We start from the raw sequence: 14,806 nt of genomic DNA on the forward strand, positions 1-14,806 counted from the left end.
TATGGAACCCAGCCTAGCCCGCTACATCTGGACGCACACCAAGAAGCAGCAGCTCTGGATATTGATGATCGTCGTGCTTTCGATGATCCCGTATTTCATGTCCTTCGACCTGCCAAAGCTGATCATCAACGGCCCGATCCAAGGTAGCGGCTTCGAGCAACCGGGCGCGACCCAGCCATTCATGAGGCTACACTATAACCTGCCGTTCATCGGAGAGGTCCAGTTCTTCTCCGGTTTTCAGCTCGACCGCAAGGCGACGCTGTTTGCCCTGAGCCTTGTGTTCCTCTTGCTTGTCGTCATCAACGGCCTGTTCAAACTCTACATCAACACCTACAAGGGCCGCCTCGGCGAACGCATGCTGCGGCGTATCCGCTTCGATCTGGTCGATCGTGTGCTGCGGTTTCCACCGTTTTACTTCAAGCGAGTGAAATCCGCCGAAGTGGCGACCATGGTGAAGGACGAGGTGGAGCCGCTGGGCGGCTTCATCGGCGATGCCTTCGTGCAGCCGGTGCTGCTCGGCGGCCAGGCGCTGACGGCCATGCTGTTCATCGTGGTCCAGAACTTCTGGCTCGGAATGATAGCGGTCGTGATCGTGGCGATCCAGATCGTGCTCATCCCGCGAATGCGGCGGCGGCTGATTGTGCTCGGGCGCGAACGGCAGTTGACGGCGCGCGCGCTTTCGGGCCGGGTTGGCGAAATCGTCGACGGGATCGGCGCGGTTCACGTCCACGACACATCAAACTACGAGCGCGCCGACATAGCTGCCCGGCTCGGGCTCATCTTCAAGATCCGCTTCGATCTTTACCAATGGAAATTCATGGTGAAGTTCCTCAACAATTTTCTCGCGCAGGTCACGCCCTTTCTGTTCTACATGATCGGCGGGTATCTGGTCATCCAGGGGCGGCTGGACGTCGGCCAGCTCGTGGCCGTGATCAGCGCCTATAAGGAACTGCCCGGACCGATGAAAGAACTGATCGACTGGGATCAGGCGCGGCAGGATATCCAGGTCAAATATCAGCAGGTCGTTGAACAATTCACCGTCGATGGTCTCATTGCGCCGAGAATCGGGGCATTGACGATCGACGATCCCGATCCGATGACCAAACCCCTGTCCGCGATCAGTCTGTCCATAGCAGACGATGGCGGTGGAATGGTCCTCGACCGTATCTCCCTCCAGGTCAAGCCGGGTGAGACGGTGGCGCTGGTCAGTACCGCAACAGGTGGAGCCGAGGCGCTTGCAGAAGCCTTCGCGCGGCTGAACCGGCCGGACAGCGGGAGGGTCGCTTCTGGCGCCGACGATCTTCTTGAACTCCCCGAAGCAGTGACCGGCCGGCGCATGTCCTATGCCTCGTCGGATGTTTTCCTGTTCCAGGCAAGCCTCCGCGATAACCTGCTCTACGGGTTGAAGCATGCCCCGCTGACATCGGTGCCTTATGACGGTGCTGCGGCAGACCAGCACCGCTGGAACATCCACGAGGCGCGCCGGTCGGGCAATCCGGATCTTGATATCCGCAGCGACTGGATCAACTATGCTTCCGCCGGCGCTACCGGCCCGCACGACCTCTTTGAAGCCGTGCGCCGGGTGCTCGACGCGGTTGTTCTGTCGCGCGATATTCTGGATCTTGGCTTGCGCTCTTCGGCCGACCTGACGCGTCATACGGAGCTTGCCAGGCGGATCGTCGAACTGCGTGCGGGGCTGCGAACCCGGCTGGAACACGAAGGGCTGAGCGAACTGGTGGTTCCTTTCGAACCGGGCGCCTACAACAAGGAAGCAACGATCGGCCAAAACCTGCTCTTCGGCGCTGCCGCCGGCCCCGAACTGGCCGACAGGGCTCTGGCGGCCAATCCCTATTTTGGTTCTGTGCTGAGGCAAGCCGGCCTCGACCGCACGCTTTACGAAATGGGCATGGAGATCGCCGAACAGGCGATCGAGCTGTTTGCCGACCTGCCACCCGATCACCAGTTCTTCCAGCAGCTCGCCTTCATGAGCGCCGAGGAGATACCCACTTACGAAACCTTGCTGCAACGGCTCAAGAACCGTCCCTACGAGGCGGTTTCGGAGAGCGACCGCGCCATGATCGTCACCTTGAGCTTTGCCTATATCGAGCCCCGGCACCGCTTCGGATTGCTGAGCGATGAGCTGATGAGCAAGATCGTCGCTGCACGCAACCGGTTCTATGAAAACCTGCCGCCCGAGCTGCAAAATGCGATCGAACGGTATGATCCTGCCAAATACATTGCCGCGGCCACCGTCATGGATAATGTCCTGTTCGGGCGTGTGGGCAACAACCATCCTGACGCGCCGGACCGCATACGCTCCATCGTCTATGACATTCTTGACGAACTTGGGCTTTATGCCGAACTTCTGGATGTCGGCCTGGACTTCAATGTCGGCTCCGGCGGCAGGCGGCTGACCGGTGGACAGCGACAGAAGCTCGATGTTGCCCGGGCCCTGCTCAAGCGTCCTGATTTTCTCATTCTCAACCGGCCGCTGTCGGCGCTCGACCAGCGCATGCAGGATAAGGTGCTGCGAAACGTGCTCGAGGATGCCAGGCGCGACGGCCATTCGCCGGCAATTGTGTGGGTCGTGACGAATCCGGCGATGGGGATGATGTTCGATCGCGTTATCGTCTTCGACTCGGGCAAATTGGTGGAAGACGGAACACCCGAGACACTTTTGGCAGGGAACGGTATATTCAAGGAACTGCTGTCATAGAGCAACGGACATTCAGATGGGATCATTCTGCCGGTGCGAATTTGATGCAAGATCAAGGCATTCGGCAAAGGGCGTAGCGGGACTGCATCGGCGCCGAAAACGAAGGATTTGCCGCAAATTCACCCGGCTCTTCGGGTTCCGGCTGGCGAAGCCCATTATGTCAGGCGGCATCGCCCGATCGCCCGACATCGGGCTTGCCACCTTTCGCGTGGTTCGTCTCGCCATCCCGGAAACAGAATTGATTCCATCTGGGCGACCGTTGCTCTAGTCTGGCACACGCGAATTTTGAGAAGGTTTGCGACAATGCTGCTCAAGGACGAAGTTGGAATGCTGCAACGCGTTCCCTTGTTCTCTGCCATCGAGCCGACAAAGCTCAAACTGCTTGCGTTCACATCCGATCGTGTGAGCTACAGTGCCGGCCAGATCGTTTTCCGGCAGGGCGACGAGGGAGACGCCGCCTATGTCATCCTTTCAGGCAGGGCGGATATCCTGGTCGATTCCGACAGCGGACCGATAAAAGTTGCCGAACTGGAGCCAAATTCGATTGTTGGCGAGATCGCCATATTGTGCAACAGCTCCCGCACGGCCACCGTCAGAGCGGCAAGTCCGCTGGAAGCGTTGAGAATCAGCAAGGATCATTTCCTGAGGCTTATGAAGGAGTTCCCGGAAATGACCATCGAGATATTGCGGGTTCTTGCCGATCGCCTAAGCCATACGACCGCGGATCTGATCGATGCACGAAGCGCCAAATAACGGATGACGTCCCCTCGATCCTCGCCGTCGTGATGGCACCGGCCTCTTGCTGAGAAGGTCACCCAGGAAAACCTGTCTCGCCTAGCAGCAGTTGTTTGGCTACGATGGGCGATGGGGACTGCGAAGGGGTAGCATGGACGACGACGTTTTCCTGGTCAGGTTTTGGGGCGTGCGCGGCAGCATTTCGGTATCGGGGCCAGAATTCTCTCGCTATGGCGGCAACACAATCTGCATTGAGATGCGATGCGGTAAGCATACGCTTCTATTCGACGCAGGCTCTGGCCTACGACCTGCCGGCGGGGCGCTTCAGGCTCTGGGCGTGACCGATTTCGACCTGCTTTTCACCCATTGCCATTACGATCACATCATCGGGTTGCCGTCTTTTGCGCCGATCTATGACCAGAGCGTTAAGGTTACGCTTTGGTCCGGGCATCTTGCAGGACACATGACGACCCGGCAGATGGTCGATAAGTTCATGCGGCCGCCGTGGTTTCCGATGAAACTGGAGTTCTGCAAGGCAAGGCTCGACTATCGCGATTTCGTGTCCGGAGACGTGCTTCGGCCGCGCGAAGGGGTGGTGGTCCGAACCGGCAGTCTTACCCATCCGGGCGGCTGCATAGGCTACCGGGTCGAATGGGGCGGCCGCGTCGTGGCGGTGATAACAGACACTGAGCACGAGCCGGACAAACTCGATCAGGCGGTGCTCGGCCTGATCGAAGATGCCGACCTCGTCATTTACGATTGCACCTACACCGAGGAGGAAATGGAACGCCGCCGCGGTTACGGGCACTCGACATGGCAACAGGGCGCCAAGCTCTGTGAGGCGGCCGGTGCGCGCGGGCTTGCGCTGTTTCACCACGATCCGACACGCACCGACGAGGAACTGGACGAGATCGAGAAACTGGCCAAAGACAGGTTTGCCGGCGCTTTTGCCGCGCGGGATGGCCAGACGCTCACATTTCCAGTCTCATTGCACAAAAAGCGCTGAGCTATTTTCCTCTACCGGCGCTGCGCCCGATCAGTGTCCTGATCGGAAGCCATGCGCAGGCTTCAGTCTGTGCTGTGACTGTGAACAGCCGTTCGAGGAAAAGCCAGGCCGATTCATCATGTACCAGATGATGGGTGAGCAGGCCGACCGGTTCGCCGCCGTCGAATGCACGCTGCAATTGCGCGATGATAGCCTGAACCAATGAGCCATGATCGCGGCAGCCGCGCGTACCATGCCAATCCATGATGTCGACATTGCTGTTGATGACCGCCAGTGAAGCCGGCTTCGGCGGCCCATAGACCGACAATGCCGCAAATCCTATCGATCCAAGGTCGGATACCAAGCCGGCGTCGATCCTGTTCCAGGGTGGCACCAGCATCGGAACGGCACGTGCGCCGTGCAGGCCGGTTACGTGCGACAGCCCGCGAGCCAGATCATCGAGCACCGCCTCGCGTCGCCGATGCGCGCCGAGCTCCTGCTTTTTCTGGTCCTCGGGCGCATGATTTCGGTGCGTCCAGCCATGGATGGCGACCGTGGCATGCGGCGCCTCGTCAAGCCGGGCGACAAGCTTCTCACCAGTCAGGGCCGGAATGACGGCCAGAGTGACCGGAACCGCGAATTCACCGGTGAGGTCGAGCAGCCGATCAAGCGCCGGCGTCGGCTCCACGGCGTCATCGTCACGCAGCCAGAACTCTGCCTTACGGTCCGCCCGTTGCCGGCACGCCAGTTCTTCCACCAAGGGCTGCCAGATCTGATCGGATGTCATGAAACCGGGATCCTCGCAAGAAGTTCGGCCAGACGCGCCGCTGCAACACAGAGGGAGCGTTCTTCGAGGATGAAACGTCTGGCTTCCGCGGCCATGATGGTTCTTTCGTCGTTACGGGCCAGAAGCCTTTCAATGGCAGAAGCGAACGCCGCCACATCGCCCGCCGGGGTGAGAAACCCGGTCTGGCCATCCCGCACGACCTCCGGCACGCCGGCGATGTCCTGAGCCACCACCGGAAGACCGGCGGCCTGTGCTTCAAGATAGGCAACACCATAGGCCTCGCCGTAACCCGGCCAGACGTAAATTCCCCCACCGTAGAGGACGTCCGGCACGGCGGCTGGCTCAATCGCGCCAAGCCATTCGATACGGTCGGCGGGCAAGCCGGCGAATTGCGCTTTGATCTCGTCACGGGCAGGCCCATCCCCGACCACCGACATGGTCCAGGGCAGGTGGCCGATCGGACCGAGCGCCTGCGCCAGCATGCGATAGCTTTCGACTTTGTCGCCCGGGCGCATCATGGCGACGGTAACGAGGCGCGTCGGACAACCCCTTGCCGGCATTTCCCGGAATATCGATGTGTCGATGAAGGGCGAAAGCATACCGAGAGCGGCGTCGGGAATCGCATCCATCAGTCCATGACGATCCCTTTGCGTGAAGCAGATGTTCAGCGCTGCCTGTTCGACGGCTCGCGCCACCAACGCTTGGGTATCGCCCCACAAACCGACGTTGCGCCGCCTCGAAAAGGAGGCTTCCGCTGTCACATAGGGGATAGCAAAGGCCGACGCCAGCTCGGGTCCGATCAGGTCGGGCGCCTTGTAATAGGGATGATAGGAGAACCAGAGATCGGGCTTGCCGTCACGATCCCAAAGCCTTGTCAGCCGCGCGGCTTCCTCTCGGGCCTCGATCTTGAGCGCAGCGAAACTTTTCGACTCCGGTTCGCGTAGATAGAAGCGCAATTCGGATACTAGTTCGACGCTATGCCCTCCATGCTCCAGCGCCTTGACCAGCATCCGTGCCATCTGGCGGTCGCCGGAGGCAACGGGATGATTGGGCGACTTCAGCGGCGCGTAGAAGGCAATTCGCATCGCCGGACCCTATCATCGGAATGCCTGTGCAAGTCAATTTCGAAGCATGATCGACTTCACCCTCAATCAGTGGAATGTGCTATCTGATGCTCATGGAAACAGCTGCCGCGTCCGACCCGTTTGTCGCTTCCTTGCCGGTCTTCGCAAAGTTCGAAAGCGTTGCCGATATCGATAACTATCGGCCTCTCCCGGATGGCTGGGCGCTGGCCACCGCCGACATCGTCGGCTCGACCAAGGCGATCGGGGCTGGGCGCTATAAAACCGTCAATATGGCCGGCGCCAGCGTCATTTCGGCGCTGCTCAATGCGCTGGGTCGGCAAGATCTTCCCTTTGTCTTCGGCGGCGACGGCGCGCTCGTGGCGTTTCCCGGCTCGGCGCTGGAGATCACCCGCAACGCGCTGGCGGTTGTCCAGAGATGGGTGGCGGACGAACTGGACCTGACCTTGCGAGCCGCAATCGTGCCGATAAAGGATATAAGAGCGCAAGGCCTCGACGTTCGCGTGGCGAGGTTCCGGGCCTCCGAAGCGGTCTTCTATGCCATGTTCGCCGGCGGTGGCGGCAGTTGGGCGGAAGCCGAGATGAAAGCGGGGCGCTACCGCATCGATCCTGCGCCAGCCGGCGCGCGGCCGGATCTGACCGGCCTCTCCTGCCGCTGGGACCCGATCGAAGCCCGGCATGGCGAAATCGTCTCGATCATAGCCATACCGGGGGCGTCGCGCGACTTGCGCGCTTTTCAGTTTCTGGCTTCCGACATCATCGCTCTTGCCGGCAGGCAGGAACGCGATGGCCACCCGGTGCCGGTGAACGGGCCGGGCTTCAGTTTTCCGCCCGCCGGCCTCGATATCGAGGCGCGGGCCATGGCGCCGGCAGGATGGCGATGGCTGTCGAAGCTGTGGATATTGTTTCTGATGACGCTTACGGCTGTCACCGACAGATATGGCTGGACGATCGGCAGCTTCGATCCGAAGGTCTACAAACGCGACGTGGCCAGCAATTCGGATTTCCGGAAGTTCGACGACGGCTTGAAGATGACCATCGACGTTGACGCGGATGTGTTGCAACGGATCGAGGACCGGCTGAGACAGGCGGAAGAGGCGGGCATCTGCAACTATGGCCTGCACCGCCAGAAATCGGCCTTGATGACATGCCTGGTCGCCTCGCCGCTGCAGCGCGATCACGTTCATTTCATCGATGGCGCCGCCGGCGGCTATGCGATGGCCGCCGCAAGCCTGAAGGCGAAGGTGCCGGTCTGACGACGGCTTGCGGAAATCGATTTTCCGCAATATGCCTCGGGGTTCTTGGGGAACCAGGTGAGCCTCGCCATGGGAGCGGACGGCCTGTCCGAATTGACGGAAAGCAGATTTTTGGACGCCTCACGATCGACATATGACCGTCTTCTGAACCGGATTTCGACGCGCGCCGCGCAAGTCGGCGTGATTGGACTGGGCTATGTCGGGTTGCCGCTGGCGGTTGCGATCGCACGCGCCGGCTTCCCGGTTTCCGGCTTCGACATCGAAGCCCAGAAGGTCGAGAACCTGAACAACGGCCAATCCTACATTGAGGCGGTGGCATCGACAGCCCTTGCCGGCCAGGTGGCGAACGGACGGTTCCGCGCCACTGCGGATTTTGCCGAACTGGCCGTCTGCGATGTCATCATCATCTGCGTTCCGACACCGCTGACGAAAAACCGTGAGCCGGACCTCTCCTTTGTCAGGAACACGGCAGGCACCATCGCGAAGCATCTGCGTCTCGGCCAACTGATCGTGCTGGAATCGACCACCTATCCCGGCACCACCGACGACGTGATCAAGCCCATACTGGAAGAAACAGGCTTGCAGTCGAAGATAGACTTCTTCCTCGGCTTCTCGCCCGAACGCGAGGATCCCGGCAATCGTAGCTTTGAAGTCGCGACGATCCCCAAGATCGTGGCAGGCGACGGCATTGAAGCGGCGACGCTCGTGCAGGCTTTCTACCAGGGCGTGGTCAAGACCGTCGTTCCGGTTTCCACCACGGCGACCGCCGAGGCGGTCAAGCTGACGGAAAACATCTTCCGCTCGGTCAACATAGCCCTGGTCAACGAGTTGAAGGTCGTGCTCGGTGCGATGGGCATCGACATCTGGGAGGTGATCGAGGCGGCAAAGAGCAAGCCCTTCGGCTACATGCCTTTCTATCCTGGCCCCGGACTTGGCGGGCACTGCGTTCCGATCGATCCCTTCTACTTGACGTGGAAAGCGCGCGAATACGAACTGCCGACCCGCTTCATCGAACTGGCGGCAGAGATCAACACGGCCATGCCGCGTCATGTGGTCGATGAACTGGCGAAGGCGCTGGACCGGCGCTGCGGCAAGGCGCTCAGCCGCTCGCGCATTCTCATCATCGGGCTCGCCTATAAGAAGAATGTGCCCGACATCCGCGAAAGCCCCTCATTGCGGCTCATTGAACTCATCGAGAAATGGGGCGGCAAGGCGGAATTCCACGATCCGCATGTTAACGAGATCCCGACCACACGGGAGCATATGGCGATCAAGGGGCGGCGCTCGGTCGAATTGACCGAGGCGGCCTTGAAGGATTTCGACGCTGTCGTCATTGCAACCGACCACGACGCGATCGACTATCAGGCGATCGCTGATCACGCTCTTCTGATCGTCGACACACGCAATGTTTTTGGCCGCCTCGGGCTAGCCCGAGAGACTGTGGTGAAGGCCTGACGGTGTCTGAGCCGGCGAATTTTTTACCTGATGGCAGGATCATGATTGCACTCCGCCGGCAGCCTCGCCACATAATGCCCCTTCGACCGCTTTTGCCGACAAGGGCATTATTGACTTCGAGGGTCTTATCTTCGGGTCGTTAGAAAGGAGAATGGCTCGTCTTCGACGGGTCTCAAGATAGCATGAGCACAGCGCAAGCAGAAATTTCCACCATTCTCATGGATAAGGTTGCCGATTGGCTGACCCAATCGGCGCTGGCGGGCGACGACCTGGAAACATTGGTAAAGGGCTTTTGTGAACGGCTGGCTGCTGCCGGCCTGCCGTTGAAGCGGGTGCATTTGAGCTTTTCGATGCTTCATCCGCTTTATGACGCGCTTGGCTTCACCTGGCTTCGCGGCCAGGGCATGGAAGTGGAAGGCTTCCGCAAAAAGGACGGCGTTCATTCTGACAGATTCCTGACCAGCCCATACTACCATCTGCTCAGCCACAAGCTCGACCATCTGAGGCGCCGGCTCGACCCGTCGGTGCCGTCGGAATTTCCTATTTTCGATGAACTCAGGCTTATGGGCGTGACCGATTACATGGCTTTCGTCCATCCCTTCAACGGCAATACCAGTCAGGGCATGATCGGGTCCTGGTCCACCGACAGCGCTTCAGGCTTCAGCGACAGCATGATTTCAGCGCTGCTGCGCATCCAGAACCATCTCGCTATCGCAACCAAGATGGCGGTGCTCACCAAGCTGGCCGACAACATGATGACCACTTATCTCGGCGGCGACGCCGGCAGGCGCGTGCTGGACGGCCAGATCAAGCGCGGCGAGGGCGATACAATCCGGGCCGCACTGGTCATGGCCGATATGCGCGGGTCGACAAGGCTTGCCGAAACTGCCGGCCGCGAAATCTACATCGATACGCTGAACCAGTTTTTCGATGCCATTGCTGCACCTTTCAATCGCAGAGGCGGACAGATCATGAGTTTCATAGGTGATGGCTTTATTGCCGTCTTCCCTTGCGAAAGGCACCGTGCGCAGTCCGAGACCGCCTGCCAGGCTGCTCTTGCGGCAACGCACAAGGCCACCGCTCGCATGATGGATCTCAATCTGCGCAGAAAGGAGCAGGGATTGGGCGACATAAAATTTGGCATCGGCCTGCATGTCGGCAATGTGATGTTCGGCAATGTCGGACTTACCGACCGGCTAACATTCTCTGTCTTCGGCTCGGCTGTAAACGAGGTCCAGCGCCTCCAGACCCTGACCAAGAAATATCCGCACAGCATCCTCGCCAGTAAGGACTTCGCCGGCTATTGCGGCGCCAACAGCTGGCTGACGCTCGGCAAGGAGGGACTGGCGGGTATCAAACAGAAGCTGACGGTGCTTTCACCCGATCTGTCGGGTGCTCTCGCACTCGATGAGGACGGCACGCTGGAGCCGATTTACGACCGAATATCCGACGCCGAGCAGGTCATGCTGCTTCATCGCGATGCAGCGCGGCTGTCGGCGGGCGCCCCGAGGAAGCTCCAGTAACCGCCCCGATCTGATCCGAACGCCTTTGGTATGCAGTCCGGTCGCCGTTCCGCCAGGGAACTGGCGATTGTTTCGAATCCAAGTTGCTCTAGGCTGGCAATGCGCTAGTCTCGCCTTTTGGACCTGCCAGAGTGGGGCTGGTATGAGAATGAATTCGGGCGTTGATCTGCTGCGGATCGAGGACGTTGGCATCTCTTTTGCCATTATCGGGGGACCGTTGCATGCCGTCAGGCGTGCAAATCTTCGCGTCCTCCCCGGCAAGGTTACCGCGCTTGTGGGCGAGTCGGGTTCTGGAAAATCGGTTATCAGCCAGGCAGTGATGGGCATTTTGCCGAACACAGCCCAAGTTCGCGGCCGTATCCTGTTTTCCGATCCTGAAAAGCCCGGCACGACGCAGGATATCCTGCAGATGCCGCGTGACGGACCCGATATCCGGGCGTTGAGAGGCAGCCGCATCGGCAAGATCTTTCAGGAGCCGATGACATCGCTGTCGCCGCTGCACACGATCGGCAACCAGGTCAGCGAAACCCTGCAGATTCATACGCCCATGGCTCGAGCGGAGCGCAAGGCGCGGACCGAGGAAATGCTCGGCCTTGTCGGTTTTCCCAATCCCAAGCGCGCCTATGACATGTATCCCTTTGAACTTTCGGGAGGATTGCGTCAACGCGCCATGATCGCGATGGCGCTTATCTGCCGGCCCGCCTTGTTGATCGCCGACGAGCCGACGACGGCGTTGGACGTCACCATCCAGGCGCAAATCCTGCAATTGCTGCGCGGCCTTCAAACCAAGCTGAACATGGCGATGCTACTGATCACGCACGACCTCGGCGTGGTCGCCAATGTCGCCGACGAGGTGGTGGTCATCTACCATGGCGAGATCATGGAAGCGGGACCTGTCGAGGCGATATTCCGCCGGCCAGGTCACCCTTACCTGAAGGGCCTGATGGCAGCCGTTCCGCATTTCGATCTGAAGCCTGGCGAAAGGCTAAAAGCGCTCCGCGAGGTGCCGGTGAATGTCGAGAACCTGCTCGGCAAGCAGACGGCGCCGGCGTCGAAGGGGCCGGACGACGTCCTGCTGTCGGTCAGGGATCTCAAAAAGACCTTCACCACCCGCAAGTCCGAATGGTTCGGAGCGGGTCATCAAACTTCTGTTCGCGCCGTGGACAGCGTGAGCTTCGATATCAGGCGGGGTGAGTGCCTGGGTCTGGTCGGCGAAAGCGGCTCCGGCAAAACCACCGTCAGCAAGATCCTCATGCGGGCTGTCACCCCTAGCGGCGGCTCTGTGATCTTTAACGGCCGCGACGGACCGATCGACGTCTTGGAAGCCGAGGGAGACGCCCTGCGCATGCTGCGCGCGAAAATCCAGATGGTCTTCCAGGATCCGGTTTCGTCGCTTTCACCTCGCATGACGGTGGAGAACATCTTGAGCGAGCCGCTGGAAATCCATCAACGCGGCAATGCCGCGTCCCGACTCGCAACGGTCAAGAGCCTGATGCAGGCAATCGGGCTCGATCCGCGCTTCATCAAGCGATATCCGCACAGTTTCTCCGGCGGGCAGCGTCAGCGTATCGGCATCGCGCGCGCGTTGGCGCTGGGGCCTGAACTCCTGATCTGCGACGAGCCGGTTTCGGCACTCGATGTCTCTGTCCAGGCGCAGATCCTGAACCTCCTGAAGGACCTGCAGAAGGAACTGGGCCTGACCTACCTGTTCATATCCCACAATCTGGCGGTGGTGGACTACATGGCAGACCGCATCGCGGTGATGTGCGGCGGGCGTATCGTCGAGCTCGCGCCGCGCGAAATCCTGCTTAGGAAACCGGTCCACCCCTACACCCGCTCACTGGTTGCCGCAGTACCTTTCCCCGATCTCGACAGGCCGATGGATTTCAAGACGCTTAAGCTCAGCGGCGCTTCCGACACCAGCGCATGGGGACGGCAATTCCGCGACGAGGGCGACGAGGATATGCTGTCGCCGCTCGATCTTGGCGGTGGCCACCTCGTGCTGGCCCGACGTTCGGCCGATGTCAGCGAGCTACGCCATTGATCAGCCGGCGCACCGTCCTTGGCCTCATGGCTTCGGCATTTCTGCCGGGCACGTCGCGCGCCGGCGATCTGGAGCCGGAATTTCTTCAGCCAAAGCTGAAGGCAAAGGCGCTCCCGGCACTCGCCGAACGCCTGCCCAAGAGCCCGCGCGCGTTGAACCTCGCCGCGATGGGCCGGCAGCCCGGCCAGTATGGCGGCACGCTGCGCACGATCATCGGCAGCCAGAAAGATATCCGGATGATGACGATCTACGGGTATGCTCGCCTGGTCGGCTATGACGAAAAGCTTAACTTGCAACCCGACATCCTCGAAAGTTTCGACGTAGCGGATGATCGCGTCTTCACTTTAAAGATTCGGGAAGGGCATAAATGGTCTGACGGTAGCCTGCTGACGCCGGAGGATTTCCGCTATTGCTGGGAAGATGTCTGGCTGAACGATGAGCTCTCGCAAGGCGGGCTTGCCCCGGCCCTGCTGGCGGCCGGCAAGCCGCCACGCTTCGAGATCGTCGATCCGTCGACGGTCCGCTATAGTTGGGATGGGCCCAATCCCGACTTCCTGCCCAAGCTTGCTGCTGCTTCGCCGCTATCGCTTGTTCTGCCGGCCGCCTATCTCAAGCAGTTCCACAAGAAATACCAGGATCCATTCCGGCTCGCCGGCCTAATGAAGGAGAACCGGGCCAAGAAATGGACGCTTCTGCATATCCGCATGTCGCGGCAGTATCGCCCGGAGAACCCGGAACTGCCGACGCTCGATCCCTGGCAGAACCGGACCAAGCCGCCGGCCGAGCAATTCGTCTTCGAGCGCAACCCGTTCTTTCATCGAATAGACGAGAATGGCCGGCAACTGCCCTATATTGACCGGATCGTCATGAATGTCAGCTCGTCGGCGATCATCTCGGCCAAGACCGGTGCGGGCGAGAGCGACTTGCAAAGCCTGGGAATTGACTTCAGCGATTACGCCTTCCTGAAGGACGCGGAGAAGCGGTACCCGGTGAAGATGCATCTCTGGAAACGCACACAGGGTTCACGACTGGCGCTGCTGCCCAATCTGAATTGTGCCGACCGGACGTGGCGTGGCCTTTTGCGTGACGTGCGCGTGCGCCGCGCACTTTCGCTCGCTGTGGACAGGCGCGAGATCAATATGGCCGTGTTCTACGGACTGGCGCAGGAAAGTGCCGATACGGTCCTGCCGGAGAGCCCGCTCTACCGGCCGGAATTCGCGAAAGCCTGGGTCGCCCATGATCCCGACCAGGCCAATGCCTTGCTCGACGAGGTCGGGCTTCAGACGCGTGACGATGACGGCCTGCGGATACTTCCCGATGGGCGCCCTGCGCAGATCATAGTGGAAACGGCCGGCGAAAGTACGCTGGAAACCGACGCGCTCGAACTCATCACCGATCACTGGCGCAAGATCGGGATCGCCCTGTTCATCCGGACTTCGCAGCGCGATATCTTCCGCAGCCGCGCGCTTGGCGGCCAGATCATGATGTCGATGTGGTCGGGCATCGACAATGGCGTGCCGACCGCCGACATGAACCCGTACCAGCTGGCCCCCACCATCGACGACCAGCTGCAATGGCCGCTCTGGGGTGCTCACTACTTGTCTCATGGCAAGGTCGGTGAGGCGCCCGATCTTCCGCCTGTGGTCGAGCTGATGGTTTTGCTCAAACGCTGGAACGCATCGACCGAAGCCACAGAGCGCGCCGAAATCTGGAATTCGATGCTGTCGATCTACACCGATCAGGTGTTTTCGATCGGCACCGTGAACGGAACGCATCAGCCGGTCCTGGCGTCCTCGCGGCTGCGCAATCTGCCTGACAAGGCGCTCTACGGCTATGACCCGACCGCCTATTTCGGTGTCTACATGCCGGATACATTCTGGCTTGGAGAGTCCTGAGCGTGCTTCGATATCTTGTCTGGCGCATCGCAGTAATGGTTCCAACGCTGCTGGTCATATCGGCACTGGTGTTCACGATCATCGAACTTCCACCAGGCGACTATTTCGACAGCCATGTTGCCGAGCTTCGGGCTCTGGGCGAAGCGGTGGATTCCGATCGCATCGAGATGATGCGCAAGGACTATGGTTTCGACCAGCCACCGGTCATTCGCTACTTCTACTGGGTCGGCGGGATGCTACGCGGCGATTTCGGCTATTCCTTCGAATATGAGATGCCGGTTCGCGACGTCGTCGGGGACCGAATGTGGCTGACCGTGCTGGTTTCCTT

General features: G+C 60.2%; 11 protein-coding genes. 9 read left to right on the forward strand and 2 right to left on the reverse strand.

The genetic code is table 11. The features are described from left to right. The first annotated feature begins 1 nt into the window (after position 1). The 3 genes from EOA85_RS02440 to EOA85_RS02450 all read left to right on the forward strand — a co-directional run bounded on the left by EOA85_RS02440 (position 2) and on the right by EOA85_RS02450 (position 4,457). Positions 2 to 2,716, forward strand: coding sequence for an ABC transporter ATP-binding protein (locus EOA85_RS02440; RefSeq protein WP_127208216.1), 2,715 nt, complete (start codon positions 2 to 4; stop codon positions 2,714 to 2,716). Positions 2,717 to 3,019: 303 nt separating this feature from the next. Continuing rightward, positions 3,020 to 3,469, forward strand: coding sequence for a cyclic nucleotide-binding domain-containing protein (locus tag EOA85_RS02445; protein ID WP_127208217.1), 450 nt, complete (start codon positions 3,020 to 3,022; stop codon positions 3,467 to 3,469). Positions 3,470 to 3,602: 133 nt separating this feature from the next. Then, on the forward strand, positions 3,603 to 4,457 hold the full coding sequence (locus tag EOA85_RS02450) for an MBL fold metallo-hydrolase (RefSeq protein ID WP_127208218.1): 855 nt from the start codon (positions 3,603 to 3,605) through the stop codon (positions 4,455 to 4,457). A 1-nt stretch (position 4,458) separates the two neighbouring features. On the opposite strand, the gene EOA85_RS02455 is transcribed toward EOA85_RS02450, so the two are convergent. Together EOA85_RS02455 and EOA85_RS02460 are read right to left on the reverse strand one after the other, a co-directional pair. After that, the gene (locus tag EOA85_RS02455) at positions 4,459 to 5,223 is read right to left on the reverse strand and encodes a polysaccharide deacetylase family protein (protein ID WP_065006528.1); all 765 of its coding nucleotides are present in this window, start codon (positions 5,221 to 5,223) and stop codon (positions 4,459 to 4,461) included. Further along, positions 5,220 to 6,308 (reverse strand): glycosyltransferase family 4 protein, encoded by a 1,089-nt coding sequence (locus tag EOA85_RS02460; RefSeq protein ID WP_127208219.1) that lies wholly within the window; start codon positions 6,306 to 6,308, stop codon positions 5,220 to 5,222. Before EOA85_RS02460 ends, EOA85_RS02455 begins: the two co-directional genes overlap by 4 nt. 92 nt (positions 6,309 to 6,400) lie before the next feature. Between EOA85_RS02460 and EOA85_RS02465 the strand changes: the two genes are divergently transcribed. The 6 genes from EOA85_RS02465 to EOA85_RS02490 all read left to right on the forward strand — a co-directional run. After that, positions 6,401 to 7,561, forward strand: coding sequence for a DUF3095 domain-containing protein (locus EOA85_RS02465; RefSeq protein WP_127208225.1), 1,161 nt, complete (start codon positions 6,401 to 6,403; stop codon positions 7,559 to 7,561). A gap of 111 nt (positions 7,562 to 7,672) precedes the next feature. Next, positions 7,673 to 9,016, forward strand: coding sequence for a nucleotide sugar dehydrogenase (locus tag EOA85_RS02470; RefSeq protein ID WP_127208220.1), 1,344 nt, complete (start codon positions 7,673 to 7,675; stop codon positions 9,014 to 9,016). A gap of 182 nt (positions 9,017 to 9,198) precedes the next feature. Then, the gene (locus tag EOA85_RS02475) at positions 9,199 to 10,539 is read left to right on the forward strand and encodes an adenylate/guanylate cyclase domain-containing protein (RefSeq protein WP_127208221.1); all 1,341 of its coding nucleotides are present in this window, start codon (positions 9,199 to 9,201) and stop codon (positions 10,537 to 10,539) included. Positions 10,540 to 10,687: 148 nt separating this feature from the next. Further along, positions 10,688 to 12,583: an ABC transporter ATP-binding protein gene (locus tag EOA85_RS02480; RefSeq protein ID WP_127208222.1), complete on the forward strand. Its 1,896-nt coding sequence runs from the start codon at positions 10,688 to 10,690 to the stop codon at positions 12,581 to 12,583. Next, the gene (locus tag EOA85_RS02485) at positions 12,580 to 14,478 is read left to right on the forward strand and encodes an ABC transporter substrate-binding protein (RefSeq protein ID WP_127208223.1); all 1,899 of its coding nucleotides are present in this window, start codon (positions 12,580 to 12,582) and stop codon (positions 14,476 to 14,478) included. The genes EOA85_RS02480 and EOA85_RS02485 overlap by 4 nt, the downstream gene beginning before the upstream one ends. Positions 14,479 to 14,480: 2 nt before the next feature. Then, positions 14,481 to 14,806 (forward strand): ABC transporter permease (locus EOA85_RS02490; protein ID WP_164759454.1); only part of this gene is annotated, 326 nt, incomplete at its 3' end.

It is taken from the genome of Mesorhizobium sp. M5C.F.Ca.IN.020.29.1.1, assembly GCF_003997375.1.
GTDB classification, from domain to species: Bacteria; Pseudomonadota; Alphaproteobacteria; order Rhizobiales; family Rhizobiaceae; genus Mesorhizobium; species Mesorhizobium wenxiniae.